Raw genomic sequence first — 21,303 nt, forward strand, 5'->3', positions numbered from 1 at the left:
TTTTGCTGCTCTTTTATATTGAGTCGGAGCTGAAGTTCTGGGGAAATGTTAATTTTATTTTCACCAAAGATTTTAATAATCTGCTTTATGTTCTCAGCACTATACGAAAAGCTCCACTGTTTTAAATCGGTATGCCACCTGTGTCCCGGTATTTTCTTTAGCTCATTTATATACCCTTCATTATACCGAAACGATACACCCACCCGCTGCTCGCTTTTCGAAAAACGCTCTCCTGCAGTTTGAACTAAAAATATCTTTACTTCGGTTTTATCATTTTCCAAGCCAGATCTGAACGCTGTCTTCGATGAATTCAACTCAACCAATTTTGAACCCAATGACTTCGTATCTAAACCTCGCCATGCGGTTCCGCTTGTTTTTATGTGCGAATTAATTTGAATAACCTTATACCTTCTATCTTAATTTTATTTACTCAAATGTGTTGCCAGCACAAATATAAAACTTTGTTTTTGAAATAGCAAATCCTGTCATTATTGTTTATTATATCATTATTTCTTATCATTTAGAGGATGAGATTATGAAAATTACAATTCGTTTAATATTGTCGCTGCTGTTTGTTGCAATATTAGTTGCAAGCGTATTTTCATATTTTCAAATTCGCCTCGAAAGACAAGACCAGATTGAAGAACTTAATCGCCGCTGTTTTTTGTTGGCTGAGAGCCTACAGGAATCCATTAAAAATTTACTCCCCCCTAATTATAAAACAAAGTTAAATCAATTAGTCGAAAAATTTGGTAATCGGGAACGCCTTTACGGAATTGTAATATACGATGGTCAAAACGATATTTTAGCTATAACTCCAGGGCTTACATCTAAAATTCCCGAACATATAGCGCAGCTAAAATCTTCATTCGATGAAGACACAACAAAATATTCTGTTGAAACTTTACAGGATAAAGAAATTCATACCTATATCTATCTTATGAAGGAGGATAGTAAAGTACTCGGGAAGTTGGGCCTTTTTCATGACATTTCATACATTAACACACGACTCGAAAGCATTTGGCGATATAATTTTATTCGGCTTCTGACTTTATCGCTATTAATTATAGTTACAACAGTATTGGTTGTTCGTTGGAGCATAGTTGGCCCGATAGCTAAGATCGCTGATCGGTTAAAATATTTAAGAATGGGTAAAAGCACAAAAAATATTGAAATTCCCCAAGGAGATATTTTAGGTCCACTCGCCGTTGAAGTAACTCACTTAGCAAAAAGCTTATCGATTGCAAGAGCAAAAGCTGAAGAGGAAGCCAGGTTAAGAATTATTGGCGAGAAGACGTGGACGGCAGAACGATTAAAAGAACATGTGCGTATGGAACTTGGTGAAAAGAATTTAATTTTAGTCTCGAATCGAGAGCCATATATGCATATCAAAAAGGGGCGAAAAATAGAAAGCATTATCCCGGCAGGAGGTTTGGTTACGGCTTTAGACCCGGTGCTTCGTGCTTGCGGCGGAGTGTGGGTAGCACACGGAAGTGGAGATGCCGATGTTGAGACTGCTGATAAAGATGGAAAATTGAGGGTACCACCCGAGGAGCCGCTATATACACTAAAGCGCGTTTGGTTAACCAAAGAAGAAGAAGAAGGATACTACTATGGATTTTCAAACGAAGGTATTTGGCCCCTCTGCCACATTACACATACAAGACCTGATTTCAGATTAGAAGACTGGATATATTATCAAAAAGTAAACGAAATATTTGCAGAAGCTGTTTTGGAAGAAATAAAAAATGAAATTGAACCGTTAGTTATTATTCAAGATTATCATTTTGCATTATTACCATTCTTGATAAAATCAAAGAGACCCGATGCAAAAGTTGCTATATTTTGGCATATCCCTTGGCCCAATCCGGAAGCGTTTAGTATTTGTCCTTGGCAAAAGGAAATTTTAGTCGGCTTATTAGGCGCCGATTTGATAGGGTTTCATATCCAGTTTCACTGCAATAATTTTTTGGAAACTGTTGATAGGGTTTTAGAATCAAAAATTAATTGGGAACAATTTTTTGTAGAAAAAGGCGGTCAAACTACATTTGTCAAACCATTTCCGATAAGCGTTGCTTTCCCAAGTCTTCTCGACACACAATTCGCTGAATCCAGATCAAACGAATTAATTAAATCGGAAATATTTAATGAGTTAGGTATTGCATCCGAATATTTAGGTGTCGGAGTAGATAGGATCGATTACACAAAAGGAATCATCGAGCGGTTTAAAGCCATCGAAAGGTTTTTTGAAAAATATCCCACATACGTCGGAAAATTTACTTTTGTTGAATTAGGCGCGCCAAGCCGAACTCATATAAAACGTTATCACGATTTAATTGCAGAAGTAGAAACCACAGTAGAAAAAATATGCTGGAAGTTTCAATCAATAAATTGGAAACCGATTGTTTTTCTTAAAGCACATCATAGTCACGAAGATATAAACCGTTTTTATGTATGTTCCGATGTGTGTATGGTCACTTCGTTACACGATGGAATGAATTTGGTTGCTAAAGAATTCGTTTCTGCGCGAAATGATGAAGATGGTGTCTTAATTTTAAGCCAGTTTACAGGTGCATCGAGAGAATTACAGGACGCTATAATGGTAAATCCTTATGATATTGAACAAATGGCTGATGCTATATATACTGCTTTAAATATGAATTTTGAAGAGAGAAAAGAAAGGATGCAGCATCTTCGCGGTGTAATAAGAGAACGAAATATTTACAGATGGGCTGGTAATTTAGTATCAACATTAAATCGAATTAGAATTTCAAAAGCTGTCGAAGAACCAGTTTGACGAAATGAAACCTAAATATTTATTTGATAAAAGATATAGAGCTTGGAATACGCTCCAGAATAAATTGCTTGATTTGAATATACCTATCTTTATTTTCCTGGACTATGACGGTACAATTGTTCCAATTCAAGAAAAACCTAAACAAGCCAAACTTCCAGAATCTTCAAGATTACTCCTTGATGAGTTAGCTCAACATCCAAATACTTATGTTGGGATTGTCAGCGGTAGGTCGATGAAGGATATCAGAAGAATGGTAAAACTAACTTCTCTATTTTATATAGCAAATCATGGATATGAAATATATTCAAGAAAAATTAAATGGCGTCATCCGATAGTAACTGATATAGTACCGATACTGAAAAAACTCCGTACCAATTTTAAAAAGGCTCTTAAAGCAATCCATGGTGTTCTGATTGAAAATAAAATTATAACTTTAAGTATTCATTACCGACAATTATCTGGAACTCTCGTTTCTACACTTAAAAAAATAATAAAAAGTAAAATGCAGGAGTATTCGCGTTTTCTAAAAATTTCTTCAGGTAAAAAGGTTTTTGAAATCAAACCGAAAAATAATTGGAACAAAGGAAAGGCAATTTTTAAAGTGATGGATTTATTCAATGCTACCACCGACCCGCTCATCATTTATATTGGAGATGATAAAACGGATGAGGATGCATTCCGGCTTTTGCCAAAAGGGGCATTTGCTATCTATGTTGGCAGCAATTCATCTTCGAAAGCAAAATATTTTTTAAATGACCCGAATGAAGTTATTTTATTCTTAAAGAAACTGAATCATTCCCTCGTTCTTAGAAAGGAGATGTAATCGTATGGCTAAAAACGGACCATTTAATTTCCATACGCGGCAAAACTTAATATATCTTACCGGAAGAAAAGCAAAAAATTTAAAAGAATTATTGGATGGTATTAAAGAAATGCCCAGTTCGTCGATATATTATCATACTCATCATTATTTACAACAGCACGAGTATTTATCACCTGAACCGCCAAATGATTTTGCCTACTGGATAAAAAATGTTTATCAAGAGAACGTCCTGGCTGAGCGATTAGCGAGTATGGATTTAAGAACGTTTAATAGATTAAGAGATATTCGCTTGAGGTTAATCGAGATTATTCAAGAAGTGATTAACAGTGAAGGGTTTGCCGATCGTAACGTACCAAAGGGCATGGAATTTCATTTTATGAAAGCTCAGACTTTTATATTCCCTACGAAAATTCAAGCAAATAATTTATTGGAATTTAAAGAGTCTCTGGCTAAGGTTTCGTTAAACTCAATTTATTTTCATATGTTTGAATCTCGACTTAGGCTTGAAAGCGACTTATGCGATTTTTCGATTTGGTTAAGAGATTCACTTGGTGAAGATAAATTAGCCAAAGAGTTCAGTTCACTTGACCCGTACACTCACACTCTCGAAAGTTTAAGGTCTAAAATTATTACACTTATCGCTCAACGAATAAAGGAGGCTGCAAATGTTAACAATTAGAGATTACGAACCGGTTGTTGGTGCTGATGTTACAGATGAGCTTGAGCTTTTTGCGAGCAGATTATCAGGAAAGGTCATACAGAATATTAATTCGACCGCCGTAGGAGGTGGTGTTGCAGAAATTCTAATTCGTATGATTCCACTTTTGAAAGACATAGGTGTTGACGCCCGCTGGGATGTGATAAAAGGCGACGAGAAATTCTTCCAAATTACCAAAAAAATGCACAATGCCTTACACGGCAGCAAGGTGAATTTTTCTTCAGAAGAAATAGATATATTTATAGAAACAAATAAAACGAATGCGGCTAATATGGATTTGATAGGAGATATTATGTTTATCCACGACCCGCAGCCGATTGGTCTCGTGGAAAAAAAGGTTAAAGACCAAAAGTGGATATGGAGGTGCCATATCGATTTTTCAAGACCGGACGAATTCACTTGGAATTTTCTGAAAAATTATATAGAGAAATACAACATTAGTATTTTTTCTGCTCCATCGTTTGCTCGTCAACTTGCAATCCCCCAAGTTTTGATATCCCCATCAATTGACCCTCTGAGCGATAAGAATCGTGACTTACCGCAGGAGACAATAGACCGTGTGCTTGAGCAATTTAATATTGATAAAAACCGACCTATCGTTATACAAATATCTAGATTCGATTATCTCAAAGACCCGGTGGGAGTTGTAAAGGCTTATCACCAAGTTAAAAAGTATATAGATTGTCAACTCGTACTCGCCGGTGGTGGCGCTACTGACGATCCTGAAGGGGAAAAAGTACTTGCCGAAGTTCAAGAAGCGGTGGGGGTTGATAAAGATATTTTTCTATTATTACTTCCACCGGCAAGCGATATTGAAATAAATGCATTACAGCGAGCGTCTTCTGTGGTATTGCAAAAATCACTCCGCGAAGGGTTTGGATTAACAGTTGCCGAAGCGCTCTGGAAATCAAAACCGGTAATTGCTGGGGCTGTAGGCGGTATCCCTTTACAGATCACTAACAAGTACTCAGGTTTATTGACTAATACAATTGAAGGCACCGCTTTTGCGTTAAAACAATTACTACAGAATCCAGATTATGCTAAACGCTTAGGTGAAAATGGACACGAGCATATAAAGAAAAATTATTTAATTACCCGGCATCTGAAAGATTATCTACTGTTGTTTCTTTCGCTAGATCATCAAGGTGAGAATATAGTTAATTTATAGACAGACTTCATCAAATGTGGAAATCTGATGTGTTTGTAGTATCCGTTCCATATTAATCTTTGTTGCTAATGTTGCAAAACCAATGTTGGTGGCTGTGCTTTATCAAACTTTAATTTCGGTTGTATTTCGATTAGTCGTACTCGTTCTCTTGCAATTTTACAATACTCGTGGCTGATTTCAATACCAATGTAATTTCTATGCATTTCACAGGCTACTCTTGGTGTTGTTCCGCTGCCACACATTGGGTCAAGAACAACGTCACCGGAATTTGTCCAAGAAAAAATATGGTCTCTTACAAGTTCGCAAGGAAATGGTGCTGGGTGTCCTTTCGCTTCTTGGTCTTCCTGTTTTTTGCCGACAACATATTCCCAGATATTGCCTTTAATTTTTTTGTCTTTTACTGGCTTTGCTAATTTCTCTCTTGTCTGCTCGTTCTTTGAATAGTTTTTGTAGGTTGTGCCGTTGAGTTCTAAACCTGCGTGCATACAGTCAACTAAGATTGGGTTATGTGTCTTAACTACACCCTTGCTGAATACGAACATATACTCAAACTCATTGGTGTACCTCTTGCGATAGATTTGAGGAATTGGATTTTTCTTTCTGAAAATCATTGTGTCGTGTAGGTTGAACCCAATCTCCTTAAAATACATAGCCTGCTTAAAACTTGTTCCAGTTTCTGTAGCGTCAATTGTTGCATCAGCAACAACCCAAACCACTACACCGCCTGGTTTTGTAATGCGAAATAATTCTTTTACTATGTCTTCAAATGGGAAGACATAACCCTTATAGTTTCTTAAATCATCGTAAGGTGGTGAGGTAACAGTCAAGTCAATTACGTCATCTTGAAATTTATTCATTACTTCAACGCAATTACCTTCAATGATTTTGTTTATATATTTTTCCATATTTTTTAGCTATTTGATTGAGAATAAACCATTGTCCGAAATCGCTTTAATTGTTTTAATCTTGCTTTCAATTTTGTGAACTTTAATAAGTTCCTTCAGAGCTTCTTGATGGCTCATTCGCATAATCTTTTCCCGTTCTTGTGCTAAAAAAGTCAGGGCTTCTACCTTTGCAATGTTTATTGATTCTGTAGCTGCTTGTTTTTCAACACCCCAGAGATTTTCGATTTTTTTTGAAAATGACAGCATAACCTTGTTTACTGCTAACCAATAGTCGTTAGCGTTTTTAGAAGGATTAATGACAGGAATAGTTTGAAGAATTGTTTTTAGCAATTGTTGGGCTTTTGCTTTGCTTTCAGCTTTTGAATATGCCAAGAGTAAAGCGAGGTGTGAGTATGTAAAAACACAAACGTTATAAGTAGTCGCTTGCTGATAGATTTGGCTTGAAGGGTTTACCTCTTTTCCAATCGTCCATTGCCTGAACTTTAAAGTCCTTCTGGTTTTTAGCTGTTCTGCTAAGTCGGAAAGATTTAGCGTCTGCAACAAGGCTGTAATCTTTGGCAAATGCTTCCACGTCTGCGGCGTCGGCTCTTTCTTTCAAGACCAAACTTTTAAGCCCTAATGCTTTAAAGGAAAATGAAAGTAAAGCATCTGTGTATTTAGAGTAAAGTTTTTCTTCGCTAGTGTCGTGCCCATAAGATTCTGGTATATTACCGCAAAGTCTTAAATGGTCAATAAGTGCCTTTATTCCCGATTTTTTTATTTCTGCTTCTAATTCTTTTTCTAAACGGTCAGAGTCGTTACCGAAATTTCCGCTTAGTCTACAGATTTCGTCAACCCAATAAGTTCGCCTTTTTTTTGCTTTGTCCGATATAATATTTTTCATTTCATAATAATTTTTTCAATGCTAATATATCAAATAGGTGAGTTATTATCAAACGTTAATTGTTGCTTTTTCTTCATCAACTCTTTGCAGCAATATTAATCCAACGAGCATCAATACTCCAACTGAAATGATAGCAATTCGCTGGTCGAGTAACGAGGAGATAAAACCAAAAAGTAAAGGTCCTATAATAGCGGAAGCTTTTCCGAAGAAAGAATAAAACCCGAAAAATTCTGTCTTCTTTTCAAACGGTGTAATTTTCGACATCAAACTACGACTCGTTGATTGCGACGAACCGAGAGCCAATCCGGCAAGAATTCCCACAAAATAAAATAATCCTTTGCTTGTAACAAAGTAAGCAATCACCACAATAATTAGCCACAAAATTAACGTGAGACTCAAAGTTCGCTTTTGACCAAAGTGGTCGGAAAGAATTCCAAACAAAATTGAACCGATAATGGCTGAAGTCTGTACTATTGCGAAAAAGATTATGATTTCTGATATCTCGAAGTGCAAAGTTTCGCGTGCAAAAATTGAAGAAAAAATAATTATTGTATTAATAGCATCTATGTAAATGAAGTAGGATAACAGAAACTTTCCGATGTTTTTATACTTATTAAATTCTTTGAATGTGGATTTAACTCTTTTGTACCCGATGCCTACAAAGTTTAATTTTAAACTTGCAGTTCTGTTTTTTTCCTTCAGGAATAGAAACAAGGGGATAGAAAAAATGAAGAAAAAGCCGGCGGCGATCAGAAAACTTATTTGAACGTTGAAAATATTTTCAGGAACAAATCCTTTAATATAAAAGGGAAAGGCGATGAGTAAGGTAAACAGCGAGCCGATATAACCCATTGCAAAACCATAACCGGAAACCCTGCCGTAACTTCGTTGAGTAGTAATTTCAGGAAGGAATGAGTCGTAAAAAACTAAACCCGCTTCGAAACCAATGTTAGCAAGAATCAATAACAAGATTCCTAATAAAACTGTTGATTCTGCTGTAAAAAATAATCCGCTTGTTGCTAAAATACAGAGGAGTGTAAAAATAAAGAGGAATCGTTTTTTTCCGGCCCCGTAATCAGCAACGGCGCCTAAAATAGGCGAAATTATGGCAACAATAAGCATAGATATGCTGAAAGCTAATCCCCACAGGAAATCGCCGTCTTTACCCCCTTGGTTTATAATTTCTTTAAAAAAAAGAGGGTAGCCGACAGTTAGAATCAGAACATAAAAAGCGGTGTTTGCAAAATCGAAAAGAGCCCAGACAAAAATTTGAGAACGGTTAGAAGTATGGTGCAAACTTGCATCAGGGCTCTTATCGTTCATTACTCTTTTGGTGGATTTGAGGGTTTCTGTGTCGGAGTTGTAGATTCAGAAATTAATCCGCGCCCCGATTTCTTCAATTTATTTTCTTGTTGTAGCTGGTCGTACACAGCATCAAGAACACCGTTAATGAACTTACCGCTTTTTTCTGTGCTGTAGTTTTTAGCAATTTCGATTGCTTCGTTGATTGTTACTTTGGGTGGAATATCGTCGAAGTAAATAAGCTCGCAAATTCCGATTCTCAGTAAAAATTTATCTATAACTGCAATGCGGCTAAATTCCCAGTTTGCTACTTTCGATTTTATAATTTCATCGAGCATGTCTTGGTGCTGGATGACTTTATATATTATTTGTTTAGCAAAATCAAAATCGGTCTTGTTCGTTTGCAACTCTGTTAAAACATCATCAATTACCTTTGTAATCGGTTCTTGCGATACTTCGTGGGCGTAAAGAACTTGTAGAACTTTTTCGCGTATAGAGCGTCGTTTAAATGTTACCATATTAAATTGTTATTTGGATATTTCACCTAACCTGCCGCTGAATTCTGATTTGCCTGAATAAACCTGCCGGATTTTTCCGATTGAATTTATTCTTTCTTCAGCAAGTTTGTTTGAAGCTACATGAGTTGGGATTTTTTCACTTTTTGAAATAGCTAATATTGTTTTAATTGTGTCGTAAATTTGGCCTGCCTGCTGCATCGCTCGCTCGGAATGGTATCCCTCGAGTTCATTAGCGACGTTAATTAAACCGCCGGCATTGATAGCATAATCGGGAGCGTAAATAATTCCTTTATCCATCAAAATTTTTCCGTGCTTGTTCTCATCTGCAAGTTGATTATTGGCTCCGCCGGCAATTATCTTAAATTTCAATCTATTAATTGTGTCGTCATTAATTATTGCACCGAGGGCACAGGGGCAAAAAACGTCGGCATCAACATCGTAAATTTTATCCGGGTGAACGTATTCGGCTTTTGTATCTGCAATAATTGATTTCGCTTTATCTTCATAAATGTCGGTAACAAATATTTTCGCACCGTCTTTTGCAAGATGATCGCAAACATATTTTGCAACGTGACCGGCGCCTTGAACTGCAACTCTTTTACCCGCTAATGAATCGCTGCCGGTTAATTCTTTCATAGCAGCTTTCATCCCAACGTAAACGCCATACGCTGTAAACGGAGACGGGTCACCGCTTCCCCCCAAAGCTTTATCAATTCCGGTTACGTACTTTGTTTCCATACGAACGTATTCCATATCTTCAACCGAAGTACCAACATCTTCAGCGGTGATGTAACGTCCTGCAAGTCCATCAACGAATCTGCCAAAAGCTCTATACATCAATTCAGTTTTGTCTTTATGAGGGTCGCCGATGATAACAGCTTTACCGCCGCCTAAATTTAAACCCGCAACTGCTGCTTTGTAAGTCATTCCGCGTGAAAGTCGCAGAACATCATTTAATGCGTCTGCTTCCGAGGCATACATCCACATACGGGTTCCGCCTAAAGCCGGTCCGAGTGTAGTATCGTGAATTCCGATAATTGCTCTAAGGTTTGCATCTTTACTTGAACAGAATACAACCTGTTCGTGATCAAATTTTCTAATTTCTTCAAATAACATACAATTAATCTCCTTGTTTAATTTATTTTATTTTTTAAATCCGGTATTAATGTTACACGTGGCGAAGTTGTTACCGGATGAGTATCAATTATTACATCTGTGCGAAATACTTCTTCTATATTTTTTTTGTTCACAACTGAAGCAGTTTTACCCACAGCGTGAACTTTACCAAAATTCAGTATCAAAATTTCATCACTAAACATCGAAGCGATATTTAAATCGTGAAATACAGCTACCACCGATATACCATCGTTAGTTACTAATTTTTTTATGAGGGTTAGAATTTCGATTTGATGTTGCAAGTCGAGATGGGTATTCGGCTCATCAAGCAATAAGATTGGCGCTTGTTGAGCGAGAGCGCGAGCTAAAAAAACGCGTTGGATTTCGCCGCCCGATAATTCGTTAATATACCGCGATGATAGATGTAGAATATCGGTCTTTTCCATCGCATCTTGGGCAACATTTTTATCTTCAATGTTCTCAAAGCCGAAACCATGAAGGTGAGGTGAACGTCCCATCAAAACAATTTCATAAACTGTAAATGGAAAAGCAAGCGGTTGAGTTTGAGGAACAAAAGCAATTTTTTTTGCTAAATCTTTTCGTTGTATTGTTGAATAATCTTTTTCAAAAATTTTTACTTTCCCGCTATCTGGTAATAAAATTTTGCTGATGATTTTTAACAGTGTCGATTTCCCTGAACCGTTGGGCCCAACTATGCTTAAAAATGTTCCTGAAGTTAATGAGAAGAGTATAGTATCTAACGAAAAATGAGCACTCAACTTTTTATCTCTGTGTGCTGGGTAAGTAAAAATTATATTTTCAACATTTATACTGTACATTATTCAGGGGAAGATAAAAATTCCTGGCACTTGATTACATCTTCGCTGCTGCCAATGAAAATTGGAGTTTGTTGATGCAGTGAATTTGGAGTAACTTCTAAAATTCTTTGTTTTCCGTTGATTGCTTTTCCGCCGGCTTGTTCTACTATGAAAGCCATAGGATTACATTCATACATCAATCGTAATTTTCCATCAGGGTTCTTCTTGTCGCCTGGATATAAAAAAATACCACCGTATAAAAGAGTGCGGTGAACATCGCCGACCATTGTTCCAATGTATCGCAGCGAATAGGGCCTTCCCGATGGGTTATCAATTTCTTTTAAATATTTAATGTATCTCTGCATCGAAGGATACCAATAATTGTAATTGCCTTCGTTTATGCTGTACATTTTTCCTTTCGAAGGAATTCTAATATTTTCATTCGACAATAAAAATTCACCAACCGACGGATCGAGTGTGAATCCATGAACTCCATTTCCTGTAGTATATATGAACATCGTGCTGGTTCCGTAAATTATATAACCGGCAGCAACCTGATTGTAACCGGTTTGCAGACAGTCTTCCAAAGTTCCAACCCCCGAAGGAGAAACACGTTTATAAATGCTAAATATTGTTCCAATTGTAATATTCGCATCTATATTCGATGAGCCGTCTAATGGATCAAACAACAAAACATATTTTCCACTGTCATACTTTTTGGGTATTTCAATTAAGCCGTTGCTCTCTTCCGAAGCCATAGCGCAGATGTTTCCGCTGTAAAACATTGTTTTGTAAATAGTTTCGTCGGCAAACAAATCCAACTTTTTCAAAATATCTCCCGAAACGTTCACTTGGTCCGTCGTTCCGAGAATGTTTACCAATCCGGCTTTACTTACCTCGCGCCAAACTAATTTTGCAGCAAGTGTTAGTGCGAATAACATATTTGAAAATTCACCCGATGCTGAAGGAAAATTTTCCTCCTGCTCCCGAATAAACCGCTCTAGAGTCATGATTTTTGGATTTGAAACCATATACGAATTTAATTTAAAAAATTGAATAAAGTGGGATTATTTGATTGTAATTTAGGAAACATTTCTATAATAAGCAATTAATTTTTGCCTTTTCTAACTTTTATCAATATATTGCAACAGAAAAATTTTGAAGTAATATTTCAATTTAAAAATATAGGTGTTTCAAATGAAAATAGCTGTTTGTGTTAATCACGTTCCTGATACTGAAGCAAAAATTAGAATAAGTTCCGACGGCAAAACAATCGATAAGACGGGTATAAATTTTATTTTAAATCCGTACGACGAAATTGCTGTTGAACAGGGCTTACAATTAAAAGAAAAATTTGGCGGTGAAGTAGTTGTAGTTTCACTCGGCGGCGACTCGAACAAAGAGACATTGCGAAAAGCCCTTGCGATGGGTGCCGATAAAGCTGTCTTGCTGAAAGACGATTCGATACGAGATTCGTTTGCTGTTGCTGCCGCCCTCGCCGATGCATTAAAGGAAATCAATCCCGATGTGATATTGTTAGGTAAGCAGTCGATCGATTATGATAACTCGCAAATGGTTGGGCTGATTGGTGAGCTCCTTAATTTACCTTCAGTGTCGGTTGTTGTGAAATTGGAAATCCAAGACAATAAAATTATCTGTGAACGGGAAATCGAGGGTGGACACGAAAAAGTTGAAAGCCAACTGCCAATTGTGTTAAGTGTTCAGAAGGGATTGTGCGAACCTCGCTATCCTTCGCTCAAAGGAATAATGTCAGCAAAATCGAAACCGATTGAAGAAAAACAAATATCTGCTGTTAATTCTAAAGTAGAAACAATTTCGTTGCGTATGCCAGCATTAAAAGCGGCAGGTAAAATTGTCGGAACTGATTCTACAGCAGTAAAAGAATTAGTTCGTTTGTTACACGAAGAAGCAAAAGTAATTTGATGATAAAATTAGAAAATTAATAAACCGGAAGAAGCATGAAAATATTTGCAATAGCAGAACAACGCGAAGGTAAATTCAAGAATACAGCATTTGAAATAACAAAAGCTGCAAAAGAAATAGCCGACAAACTTAATTGCGAGATGGTCTCGCTTGTAATAGGCAGTGGTGTAGACTCAATTGCACCAGAATTAGGCGGCTTCGGTGCAACCCGTGTAATTGTTGTGGATGACCCCCAACTTAATTACTATTCAACAACTGCTTATACTAAAATTATTTCAGAGATAGCCAAGAAAGAGTCGGCGAATATACTTTTATTACCGGCATCGCAAATAGGAAAAGATTTAGCTCCTCGTTTGGCAGTAAAACTTGATGCAGGATTGGTTTCTGACTGTACAGCATTAAAAATTGATGACGGAAACATTATTGCAACCCGTCCGATTTTTGCCGGTAAAATAATCAGCGATGTAAAAATCGTTGCCGATGTCCAAATATTCACACTCCGTCCAAATGTGTTTACGGCAGGTTCAAGCAACGGCGCTCCCGCCACAGTTGAAAAAGCAGTTGTCGAGTTGACGCAAGCTGACTTCGCTGCCAAAGCAGTCGAAACCAAAGTTGCAGTTGGCAGGCCCGATGTTACCGAAGCGAGCATTATAGTATCTGGAGGCAGAGGTATGAAAGGACCTGAAAACTTTAAATTGATAGAAGATTTAGCTGATGTGCTCGGAGCTGGTGTAGGAACTTCGCGTGCGGCTGTAGATGCCGGCTGGCGACCTCACGATGAACAAGTGGGGCAGACGGGTAAAACTGTTGCTCCTAATCTTTATTTTGCATGCGGAATTTCGGGAGCCATTCAACATTTGGCTGGTATGTCGTCATCGAAATGTATCGTGGCTATAAATAAAGATAAAGACGCTCCGATATTTCAAATTGCTGATTACGGAATTGTTGGCGATGTGATTGAAGTTTTACCAGTACTGACTCATGAAATTAAGACGCTTTTAGGAAAATAATGGAATTAGAAAAGGTACAAGTAGATATCGTAGGACTTACAACGAGTCCGGCGAGCGGCGGTGCATACGCCTTACTGTTAAAAGAAGTAGATGGAAACCGTCAGCTACCAATAATTATTGGTGCATTCGAAGCTCAATCGATTGCTTTAGAAATGGAAGGAATTAAACCGCCACGTCCTCTAACACACGACTTAATTAAAAATATAATTGATACGATGGGATTCGAAGTACTTGATGTTACTATCAGCGACCTTCGAGAGGGAACATTTTATGCGAACATTGCTTTAGATAAGGAAATGATAGATTCACGTCCGAGCGATGCCATAGCTTTAGCCGTGCGGTGCGGAATTCCAATTTATGTAAATGAAAAGGTAATGCGTGAAGCTTCGTTCTATTCCGAAACCGAAGATGCAGAAAAACGGCAAGCTTCTCCGGTTAAAATTCCCACCGACAAACTCGGTAGATTAGATATGTTGCGGAGTCAATTGAAGGATGCTGTTGAGCAGGAAGATTATGAAACAGCCGCCCAACTGAGAGACGCGATTCGTAAACTTGAATTATCTGAATAAATTAATATCAACTTAATGAGGTAAAATATGAATAAGATTGTTCTTTTTTTAGTGATAATATTTTTATCATTCACAACTTTAACCTTGACGCAAGATGTTTCTAACGAAACTAAAGCGTCTCAATTAATTCTCGAGGGAGATAATTTTGCTGAAGTTACATTCGAAAATCAAAAAGCTCTTTCAAAATATTCAGAAGCTTCGGCATTATCAAATAAGAATTATGAAATTTACTGGAAGATTAGCCGATGTTATGTTGATATCGGTGAACACTATCCGGCAAATACCGATGCTGAAAAAGCAAAACAGGAACAGACTTACAAAACTGCCTACGCTTATGCCGACAGTGCTGTAAAAATAAATCCTACCGGTTCAATGGGATATGCGCGGCGTGCTATCGCAAACGGACGCATTGCATTGTTTAAGGGAATCTGGGAGAACATCGGACTTGTAAAACAGACCAAAGCTGATTTAGATAAAGCGATAGAATTAGATAACAAAAATGCCACTGCTTATTATGTTCTAGGACGCACAAACACGAAGGTAAGCGAGAAGAGTAAAATAATTCGTTGGCCCCTCGGCTTGGGATGGGCAAACTTAGATGATGCTGTGAAAAATTATGAAAAGGCAATTTCGTTGCGTCCCGATTTTATTATGTACCGGTTAGATGCCGCCCGTGCTTACGTTGAGTTAAAACAGTATGCAAAAGCTAAAGAGCATTTGAACATTATACCAACTTTAAAAACTCAAGATGAAGACGACGATAAGTTTCGTAAAGAAACGAAGGAATTGTTGGATACAATTGTAAATAAATAGCTACTGCTATTTCGCATATAGTCTAAATAAAAATCAAAGCCAGGCTTTAGTTGTGAGTCGGGCTTTGTTTATTTTGTAGTCATTAACTTCTTCATTTCGCGAACCGCATTATCCAAACCCACAAACATCGACCGGACAATAATTGCATAACCTATACTAACTTCATCAATCTCTTTTATTTTTGTAATCGGTTTGATGTTTTCGTAATCCAATCCGTGTCCAGCATTAACTCCTAAACCTAATTGTTTTGCATACAATGCGGTGGTTTTTATTTTATTTAAATGCATTTCAATTTGTCTTTTCGTTTTGGCTTCAGCGTATTCACCTGTGTGAATCTCAATCATATCTGCACCGATTGCTTTCGAAGCTTCCAATTGTTCACCTACCGGATCAATAAATAAGCTAACTTTTATTCCGCTGTCGTGTAGCTGTTGAATTGATCTCTTGAGGGAAGTTTTGTATTTAACAACATCAAGCCCGCCTTCAGTTGTCAACTCTCTACGCCGTTCGGGAACCAACGTGCATAAATCCGGTTTAACTCGTTTTGCAATTTTTACGATTTCCTGTGTGGCAGCCATTTCTAAATCTAATTTTGTAGTTATCGATTTTCGTAATCTATAAACATCATCATCCTTGATATGTCTGCGATCTTCACGTAGGTGGCAGACAATACATTCAGCTCCTGCCTTTTCGGCAAACAAAGCCGCTTGGACGGGGTCAGGTTCTTTCCCTCCTCGTGCATTTCTTAATGTTGCAATATGATCGATGTTTATAGCTAATCTCATTGTAATCGTTTTCTAATTATGTATTGAAATTGGTCTGGTTGTTTACGGACAATTTTTAAACCGTCCGGAATAGAAATTTCCGGTTGAACATATCCTGTTGAATCAGCTGATAAATATTGATAATCAATATATGCTTTTAAATTCTCGGAAGAAAAATCTGAAAGCATATCTATGCTGCCGCGAATTATTACATCTAATTTTGGAGGTATTAAAATAACTTCGCGATTAGGAGGTAATAATCTGATTTCAATGTTGATTCCGGGGAAGGTTTTTTCTGCAAACGGCTGTACGTTTATACTGTAATTAATTTCGCTCTGTCCGAGGCTGAGTATATACAGCAGCGGTTCGGTTAGCTTAAGTGTTGTGTTCAACGGTTTGCTGATTTCTACAAATTTTTTCTTTTCTGTGTTCCATCCGTTCAAAGTATCGAGTATGCTCTTAGCCCCTCTGATAAGCACGCTGTCGGGCAGAATACTCGCCACGCCGATTGGTCCGTAGCCGTCGCTGAATTCCACATCCACATCAGTAATAACTTTTACTTTCTTTTCTGAAGATATATCAATTTCAAGTGCAATCGAGTCGGGGGAGGAGTCCATAAGAGTTAATTCAGGTGGCAGTAAGAAATAATCGGAAATAAAATGATCTGTATGAATGATGGAGCTCTTTAAAAAATAGGAAGCATCTATAAGAAATTTTTTTTCGCTGGTAATTGTATATTTCAAAAGATGCCAACCGGTGCCCTTCAATTTCATTGTTACTGATTTTGGTAAAGTCTTTTTTAAAGCAGATTGAACGGGTAAATTTTTAAGTTGGACAGGTAGTGATACTGAAGTTGTGTATTCGTAAGTCATGCTTACCGAAGCCCACAATAATGTTGCAAATAAAATTGTAGTAAGTATTATATGCCAGTGTTTCGATCTCATTTGTTACTAAATAAAAAAACTCCATCTTTCATTTGGAATGAAGAACGTAAAACGTTCTGAAAGATGGAGTTCTTGAATAAAATTTTGTTACTTGGGAAATTTAGCATTCATTAGTTCAGTAATCAGCTTTTCTTTATTAGCCATCGAAATTTGCCTGCCGAATATTGCTAAACCCTCGAAACCTCTCGCGTATTTCCGGAGCTGATGTACGCTCAACGATTCAAGCTGTTGCAGATATTCCTGTTCAGTTGAGGATTCCGGTAAAATTTTTTCTTCAAATGTTACGGCTTCTTCTTTAATTTCTTTAGCCGGAGCTTTCGCCTCTCGTAGTTTCGTTTTCTTTTCACGGATTGGCTTGGTTTTTTCAGCAATTACTTTTGGTATGAACGGTGGTATTGGCGGCATCTCTAACTTTGTAAATATCAAATTTTTGAGTTCACCGATCGGACGTGGAATAACGTGAGTCGAAATGAGTTCTCCGACTCGCGCTGCTGCTGCTGCACCGGCGTCAACCGCCGCCCGGACTGCAGCGACATCACCGATTACCTTAATCGTTACAAAACCACCCCGAATTTTTTCGCTACCAACAAGCTTCACATCGGCTGCTTTAGTAGCAGCATCGGCGGCTTCAATCGATCCAATCAAACCTCGAGTCTCAATTAAACCGAGTGCAAAATCTAACATTTCCATTTTTAACCTTACGGTTTATTTTCCTTCGGGACGTTTGGGAAGAATTAATTCAACATCAATGTGCGGACGTGGGATTACGTGTACCGATACCAATTCGCCAACTCTTTGAGCCGCTGCAGCACCTGCATCGGTTGCAGCTTTTACTGCTCCGACATCGCCACGAACCATTACGGTAACATATCCGCCTCCGATAACTTCTTTACCAATCAAAGTTACTTTTGCGGCTTTTACCATAGCATCGGCTGCTTCAATTGAGCCAACCAATCCTTTTGTTTCTACCATTCCTAATGCGTCTAAAGAAATATCTGCCATAATTAAATCCTGTTAATGTTTAAAATATAGTTTTATTAAGAAAAAAAATCATAACGAATATAAGTAATTGGGAGCATAATGTCAAATACTTACTTTTTTCGCTCCTTTTTTGAAAATAATCCAATTAAAATTAATAAAATCGAAACTCCCCAACCTACGTGCGAAATTATGAAACCTGTTTTGTAAATACCGGGATCAAAAATAAATTCAATTTTGTGCTCGCCGGCAGGAACAACTACCGACCTTAAAACGTAGTTGGTTTTATAGATTTCGGTTTCTTTACCATCGATGTATGCTTTCCAACCAGCAGGATAATAAACTTCGCTCAAAAAAAGTAACGAAGTGTTGTTGCAATAAGTTGAAAGCTCAATCAAGTTTGTCTTGTAGTTTAGTGTATTAATATGTACAGAATCGGATTTAACCGGTAGTGATGATGGCTGTTTTTCGAGAACGGCTTTTATTCGGCTGTCGAATTCAGACGAATTCAATATCTTGAAAACCTCAGTTTTGTTTTTAGCAACAATGGCTTCGTTCACGAAAAATGCTCTCGGTTGATAAGCGGGATTTAAGTAAGTTGCGGTTTGTTTATTTTGATCATAGGCAGCGATCGTAAATTTGTCTTCCGGCAACCTTCCTTGGAATATTAAATATTTTGTGTTCAGCATATTTACGATGTTCATATTTATTGGGAATGTTGGGTCGGCGCCATTGTATAAACAAGAATCAATCATCTCCTGATAAATTTTAATTTTTGCAGGACTGTATCCGCCGATGGATTCGATTGTATGATACATCCATGTATTATCCATGAATAATTGTCCGAGTGGGAATATCCTGAATTGCGATTTGTCTTGTTTTAAGAATTGAACTGCTTGATCAGGTGCAAAATGTTGTTCGGCAGCGGATTTTGGTTTTGGGTCAACATATTTCGTATCAATTATGAATAAGTCGATTATCAATATCAGAATCAACGCTAATCCCATAATAGTCGATTTGATTTTGTTGTTGAGGTATAAGACGATTAATCCAAGCGAAACTAATGCGATGATTGCAAATTTTATATAATCTTTCCACAACATATCAAAGCGAATTTCTTTTAACTGCTGTAATACCTGAGGTGCTTGTGCAGCATATTGTTGTTGAAGTTGTTGCATGTCGCCATCCTTAACAAACATAGATCCGGAGAGTGTTGTGTAAATAGTAGATTTTCCGATAAAGCCGATTACTAAAATGGTTGCGATAATTCCCATTGTGACGTAAAGCCCTTTTCGCATTTTGGCTGTATCAAACTTCGCCGGAAGTTCGATAAAGAAAGTTAATCCGTACGCAGCTAACATTCCGAATACAAGCGGGAGTAAATGGAGTATCATTGTGGGGGCGCGGAATTTATTGAAGAATGGCAGGTAGTTAAAGAGCAAATCGTAAAATGGAAAATGTTTCCCAAATGAAATTAAAAATAATAGAACTGCAAAGAGTGCGAAGAATATTGTTCCTTTATTCCTCTTATAAATCAGAGCAATTATACTGAGGATGATAGGAACCACACCAAAATAAACTGTGCTGTTTGTAAAAGGCATCCATCCCCAGTAATAAGGTGATGAGAAGCCGAAGAAAGACGGGATTAACAAGTTGATTATTTCGAAAGGATGGAACGACCAATTAGTAGCATAGTCGTAGTTGAGTCCGCCTGGAGTTCCTGCCTCGCCTCCTCCACGAATGGAGTATTGCGAATATTCATACGTCGATAAATATACGTAGGAAGCAATAGCAAAACCGAGAATCAGAGTTATAAAAAAGAAAACAGTAGTTTTGCCCATCATTAATTTTTGTGTTTTGAAATTAAAAATGAATTCATATACAAAGAATAATCCGATGAGCATAAATCCATAGTAAACCATCTGAACGTGGTTTGTTAAAAGAGATGTGCCAATAGCAACTGATAACAAACCGAGTGAAAGCAAATTACGTTTTTCGAATAAATGATAAGTTAACAAAAGCATTAGCGGTATATAACTGAGCGCCATCATTTTTGAGCCGTGCCCTTCGCCCGCAAGTCCGACCGCATAAGGCGAAAGCATAAAAACAATTGCAGCGAGTAGCGAAGGGATGTGAGAAAAATGCCAAGTTCTTGCAAGCAGGAACATAAGAATTCCAGCAAGAAAATAATGAAGCACAAACCAACTCATATCCCCATTCAGGAATAATAGTTTTCCGATGAAATGAACCACTGATTGGAGGTAACTCACATTATAAGGAATTGACGCCAATGGCCCCAACCCCGGCATTCCGCTGAAGATGTAAGGAAACCAAAGTGGTTTTTGTCCCTCTGTCTGTTCAAGATGTTCACCGGCTTTTGCCCATGCTTGTGCAGCAGCCGTGTCTCCCGATTCGGAGAAAATCATGTTTTTGAAAATAATTTGATTGAATAGCATCAGAATCAGGATGAAAATTACACTTACAGAAATCAAGTCCTTTTTCAAATCTGATAGATTATCGAACCAGTTTTTGGTTAGTTGTTTTTGAGTAGTGGGTTGTATGTTTCTTTTAGCTTTAGCCATAATAATATTTTGTTTTTGATTGATAAAAAGTCAATTTAGGGCTTAAAAATATAAGCAAATATGCTATAAAGTCCAATAATTAAACGATTTTTTTGGAAAATTGTTGTTGACTCTCAAAATAACTTTGAGTATATTAAAACAGGTTCTAGGTGATTTACCGAAAATAAATAATTTTATATAAATCATATAATAACCAATTACAAAGGAGGCGTTATGCAAAACCGCAGCTTCAAACTTACCTCATTTTTAGCACTATTAATTTTCATAAGCAATTCGATTTTTGCACAAGTTAATTGGGAGAAATATTCAGGAAATCCGGTGATTCCATCATCTGGGTATGATTATTATTACACTCTTGCACCCTCAATAATTTTTGATGATTCAACGAATACTTTTCATTGCTGGTTTACATCCAGAATCCTTGGGGCAGGTTTACGGATTTCATATGCATACTCCTCTGATGGTGTCAATTGGACAAAATATACCGGTAATCCGGTGTTATCGCCGACACAGGGGACTTTTGATGAAAGTGAAATTAAGGGATGTAGCGTTATCAAAGACAATGTGGGTTATAAAATGTACTATACTGGTTACAAATCTAGTGTTAAGTTAAGTATGAAATGACGTAAATATTTATTATCTTTGCCATAA

At 37.3% G+C, this 21,303-nt stretch carries 21 protein-coding genes and 1 pseudogene; 9 read left to right on the top strand and 13 right to left on the bottom strand.

The features are described 5' to 3' along the window. Positions 1 to 335, bottom strand: a 335-nt coding sequence (locus QME58_10520; GenBank protein ID MDI6804261.1) for a hypothetical protein, incomplete at its 3' end; no start/stop codon positions are given. Between the two features lie 200 nt (positions 336 to 535). Between QME58_10520 and QME58_10525 the strand changes: the two genes are divergently transcribed. Genes QME58_10525 through QME58_10540 form a run of 4 tightly spaced genes read left to right on the top strand, consistent with a single transcriptional unit; the run spans position 536 to position 5,506 of the window. Next, the gene (locus tag QME58_10525) at positions 536 to 2,797 is read left to right on the top strand and encodes a trehalose-6-phosphate synthase (GenBank protein ID MDI6804262.1); all 2,262 of its coding nucleotides are present in this window, start codon (positions 536 to 538) and stop codon (positions 2,795 to 2,797) included. A gap of 4 nt (positions 2,798 to 2,801) precedes the next feature. Further along, on the top strand, positions 2,802 to 3,620 hold the full coding sequence (gene otsB, locus QME58_10530; GenBank protein ID MDI6804263.1) for a trehalose-phosphatase: 819 nt from the start codon (positions 2,802 to 2,804) through the stop codon (positions 3,618 to 3,620). Positions 3,621 to 3,624: 4 nt separating this feature from the next. Continuing rightward, a complete protein-coding gene (locus QME58_10535; GenBank protein ID MDI6804264.1) occupies positions 3,625 to 4,299 on the top strand; it encodes a DUF5752 family protein in 675 nt (224 codons plus the stop codon). Further along, complete coding sequence (locus QME58_10540) at positions 4,286 to 5,506, top strand: glycosyltransferase (protein ID MDI6804265.1); 1,221 nt, start codon at positions 4,286 to 4,288, stop codon at positions 5,504 to 5,506. Before QME58_10535 ends, QME58_10540 begins: the two co-directional genes overlap by 14 nt. Before the next feature lie 65 nt (positions 5,507 to 5,571). Here the strand turns inward: QME58_10540 and QME58_10545 are convergent, their stop codons facing one another. The 7 genes and pseudogenes from QME58_10545 to fbp form a co-directional block, all read right to left on the bottom strand. Continuing rightward, positions 5,572 to 6,363 (bottom strand): site-specific DNA-methyltransferase, encoded by a 792-nt coding sequence (locus tag QME58_10545; protein MDI6804266.1) that lies wholly within the window; start codon positions 6,361 to 6,363, stop codon positions 5,572 to 5,574. A gap of 57 nt (positions 6,364 to 6,420) precedes the next feature. Then, a pseudogene (locus QME58_10550) lies at positions 6,421 to 7,294 on the bottom strand (HindIII family type II restriction endonuclease). Positions 7,295 to 7,342: 48 nt separating this feature from the next. Beyond that, positions 7,343 to 8,617: an MFS transporter gene (locus tag QME58_10555; protein MDI6804267.1), complete on the bottom strand. Its 1,275-nt coding sequence runs from the start codon at positions 8,615 to 8,617 to the stop codon at positions 7,343 to 7,345. Further along, positions 8,617 to 9,114, bottom strand: coding sequence for a transcription antitermination factor NusB (gene nusB / locus QME58_10560; GenBank protein ID MDI6804268.1), 498 nt, complete (start codon positions 9,112 to 9,114; stop codon positions 8,617 to 8,619). Before nusB ends, QME58_10555 begins: the two co-directional genes overlap by 1 nt. Positions 9,115 to 9,123: 9 nt before the next feature. After that, positions 9,124 to 10,230, bottom strand: coding sequence for a Glu/Leu/Phe/Val dehydrogenase (locus QME58_10565; GenBank protein MDI6804269.1), 1,107 nt, complete (start codon positions 10,228 to 10,230; stop codon positions 9,124 to 9,126). 17 nt (positions 10,231 to 10,247) lie between these two features. Next, on the bottom strand, positions 10,248 to 11,069 hold the full coding sequence (locus tag QME58_10570) for an ABC transporter ATP-binding protein (GenBank protein ID MDI6804270.1): 822 nt from the start codon (positions 11,067 to 11,069) through the stop codon (positions 10,248 to 10,250). Then, positions 11,069 to 12,079, bottom strand: coding sequence for a class 1 fructose-bisphosphatase (fbp, locus tag QME58_10575; GenBank protein ID MDI6804271.1), 1,011 nt, complete (start codon positions 12,077 to 12,079; stop codon positions 11,069 to 11,071). The genes QME58_10570 and fbp overlap by 1 nt, the downstream gene beginning before the upstream one ends. A gap of 166 nt (positions 12,080 to 12,245) precedes the next feature. On the opposite strand from fbp, the gene QME58_10580 reads away from it, so the two are divergent. The 4 genes from QME58_10580 to QME58_10595 are packed head-to-tail and all read left to right on the top strand — an operon-like array spanning position 12,246 to position 15,384. Then, on the top strand, positions 12,246 to 12,992 hold the full coding sequence (locus tag QME58_10580) for an electron transfer flavoprotein subunit beta/FixA family protein (GenBank protein ID MDI6804272.1): 747 nt from the start codon (positions 12,246 to 12,248) through the stop codon (positions 12,990 to 12,992). Positions 12,993 to 13,027: 35 nt separating this feature from the next. Then, positions 13,028 to 14,002, top strand: a complete 975-nt coding sequence (locus QME58_10585) for an electron transfer flavoprotein subunit alpha/FixB family protein (GenBank protein ID MDI6804273.1) — start codon at positions 13,028 to 13,030, stop codon at positions 14,000 to 14,002. Then, entirely contained in the window at positions 14,002 to 14,571 is a 570-nt protein-coding gene (locus tag QME58_10590; GenBank protein MDI6804274.1) for a DUF151 domain-containing protein, read from the top strand. Before QME58_10585 ends, QME58_10590 begins: the two co-directional genes overlap by 1 nt. 27 nt (positions 14,572 to 14,598) lie before the next feature. Then, positions 14,599 to 15,384, top strand: a complete 786-nt coding sequence (locus QME58_10595; GenBank protein MDI6804275.1) for a tetratricopeptide repeat protein — start codon at positions 14,599 to 14,601, stop codon at positions 15,382 to 15,384. Between the two features lie 68 nt (positions 15,385 to 15,452). Here QME58_10595 and QME58_10600 read toward each other — a convergent pair whose 3' ends face one another. The 5 genes from QME58_10600 to QME58_10620 all read right to left on the bottom strand — a co-directional run bounded on the left by QME58_10600 (position 15,453) and on the right by QME58_10620 (position 20,652). Then, a complete protein-coding gene (locus QME58_10600; GenBank protein MDI6804276.1) occupies positions 15,453 to 16,169 on the bottom strand; it encodes a pyridoxine 5'-phosphate synthase in 717 nt (238 codons plus the stop codon). Next, positions 16,166 to 17,092 (bottom strand): hypothetical protein, encoded by a 927-nt coding sequence (locus QME58_10605; protein ID MDI6804277.1) that lies wholly within the window; start codon positions 17,090 to 17,092, stop codon positions 16,166 to 16,168. Before QME58_10605 ends, QME58_10600 begins: the two co-directional genes overlap by 4 nt. 87 nt (positions 17,093 to 17,179) lie before the next feature. Continuing rightward, positions 17,180 to 17,782: a BMC domain-containing protein gene (locus QME58_10610; GenBank protein ID MDI6804278.1), complete on the bottom strand. Its 603-nt coding sequence runs from the start codon at positions 17,780 to 17,782 to the stop codon at positions 17,180 to 17,182. 15 nt (positions 17,783 to 17,797) lie between these two features. Then, positions 17,798 to 18,085, bottom strand: a complete 288-nt coding sequence (gene eutM, locus QME58_10615; protein MDI6804279.1) for an ethanolamine utilization microcompartment protein EutM — start codon at positions 18,083 to 18,085, stop codon at positions 17,798 to 17,800. 98 nt (positions 18,086 to 18,183) lie between these two features. Beyond that, on the bottom strand, positions 18,184 to 20,652 hold the full coding sequence (locus QME58_10620; protein MDI6804280.1) for a YfhO family protein: 2,469 nt from the start codon (positions 20,650 to 20,652) through the stop codon (positions 18,184 to 18,186). A gap of 213 nt (positions 20,653 to 20,865) precedes the next feature. On the opposite strand from QME58_10620, the gene QME58_10625 reads away from it, so the two are divergent. After that, positions 20,866 to 21,276 carry a hypothetical protein gene (locus QME58_10625; protein MDI6804281.1) on the top strand — a complete coding sequence of 137 codons (411 nt, stop codon included), beginning with the start codon at positions 20,866 to 20,868 and terminating at the stop codon, positions 21,274 to 21,276. The last annotated feature ends 27 nt before the right edge of the window (positions 21,277 to 21,303 follow it).

The organism is Bacteroidota bacterium (assembly GCA_030017895.1).
Taxonomy (GTDB): Bacteria; Bacteroidota; Ignavibacteria; order UBA10030; family BY39; genus JASEGV01.

Bases quoted from the DNA above. Each gene is read 5' to 3' on its own strand.
- QME58_10525 (MDI6804262.1), top strand. From the start codon at position 536: ATGAAAATTACAATTCGTTTAATATTGTCGCTGCTGTTTGTTGCAATA.
- otsB (MDI6804263.1), top strand. From the start codon at position 2,802: ATGAAACCTAAATATTTATTTGATAAAAGATATAGAGCTTGGAATACG.
- QME58_10535 (MDI6804264.1), top strand. From the start codon at position 3,625: ATGGCTAAAAACGGACCATTTAATTTCCATACGCGGCAAAACTTAATA.
- QME58_10540 (MDI6804265.1), top strand. From the start codon at position 4,286: ATGTTAACAATTAGAGATTACGAACCGGTTGTTGGTGCTGATGTTACA.
- QME58_10545 (MDI6804266.1), bottom strand. From the start codon at position 6,363: ATGAATAAATTTCAAGATGACGTAATTGACTTGACTGTTACCTCACCA.
- QME58_10555 (MDI6804267.1), bottom strand. From the start codon at position 8,617: ATGAACGATAAGAGCCCTGATGCAAGTTTGCACCATACTTCTAACCGT.
- nusB (MDI6804268.1), bottom strand. From the start codon at position 9,114: ATGGTAACATTTAAACGACGCTCTATACGCGAAAAAGTTCTACAAGTT.
- QME58_10565 (MDI6804269.1), bottom strand. From the start codon at position 10,230: ATGTTATTTGAAGAAATTAGAAAATTTGATCACGAACAGGTTGTATTC.
- QME58_10570 (MDI6804270.1), bottom strand. From the start codon at position 11,069: ATGTACAGTATAAATGTTGAAAATATAATTTTTACTTACCCAGCACAC.
- fbp (MDI6804271.1), bottom strand. From the start codon at position 12,079: ATGGTTTCAAATCCAAAAATCATGACTCTAGAGCGGTTTATTCGGGAG.
- QME58_10580 (MDI6804272.1), top strand. From the start codon at position 12,246: ATGAAAATAGCTGTTTGTGTTAATCACGTTCCTGATACTGAAGCAAAA.
- QME58_10585 (MDI6804273.1), top strand. From the start codon at position 13,028: ATGAAAATATTTGCAATAGCAGAACAACGCGAAGGTAAATTCAAGAAT.
- QME58_10590 (MDI6804274.1), top strand. From the start codon at position 14,002: ATGGAATTAGAAAAGGTACAAGTAGATATCGTAGGACTTACAACGAGT.
- QME58_10595 (MDI6804275.1), top strand. From the start codon at position 14,599: ATGAATAAGATTGTTCTTTTTTTAGTGATAATATTTTTATCATTCACA.
- QME58_10600 (MDI6804276.1), bottom strand. From the start codon at position 16,169: ATGAGATTAGCTATAAACATCGATCATATTGCAACATTAAGAAATGCA.
- QME58_10605 (MDI6804277.1), bottom strand. From the start codon at position 17,092: ATGAGATCGAAACACTGGCATATAATACTTACTACAATTTTATTTGCA.
- QME58_10610 (MDI6804278.1), bottom strand. From the start codon at position 17,782: ATGGAAATGTTAGATTTTGCACTCGGTTTAATTGAGACTCGAGGTTTG.
- QME58_10620 (MDI6804280.1), bottom strand. From the start codon at position 20,652: ATGGCTAAAGCTAAAAGAAACATACAACCCACTACTCAAAAACAACTA.
- QME58_10625 (MDI6804281.1), top strand. From the start codon at position 20,866: ATGCAAAACCGCAGCTTCAAACTTACCTCATTTTTAGCACTATTAATT.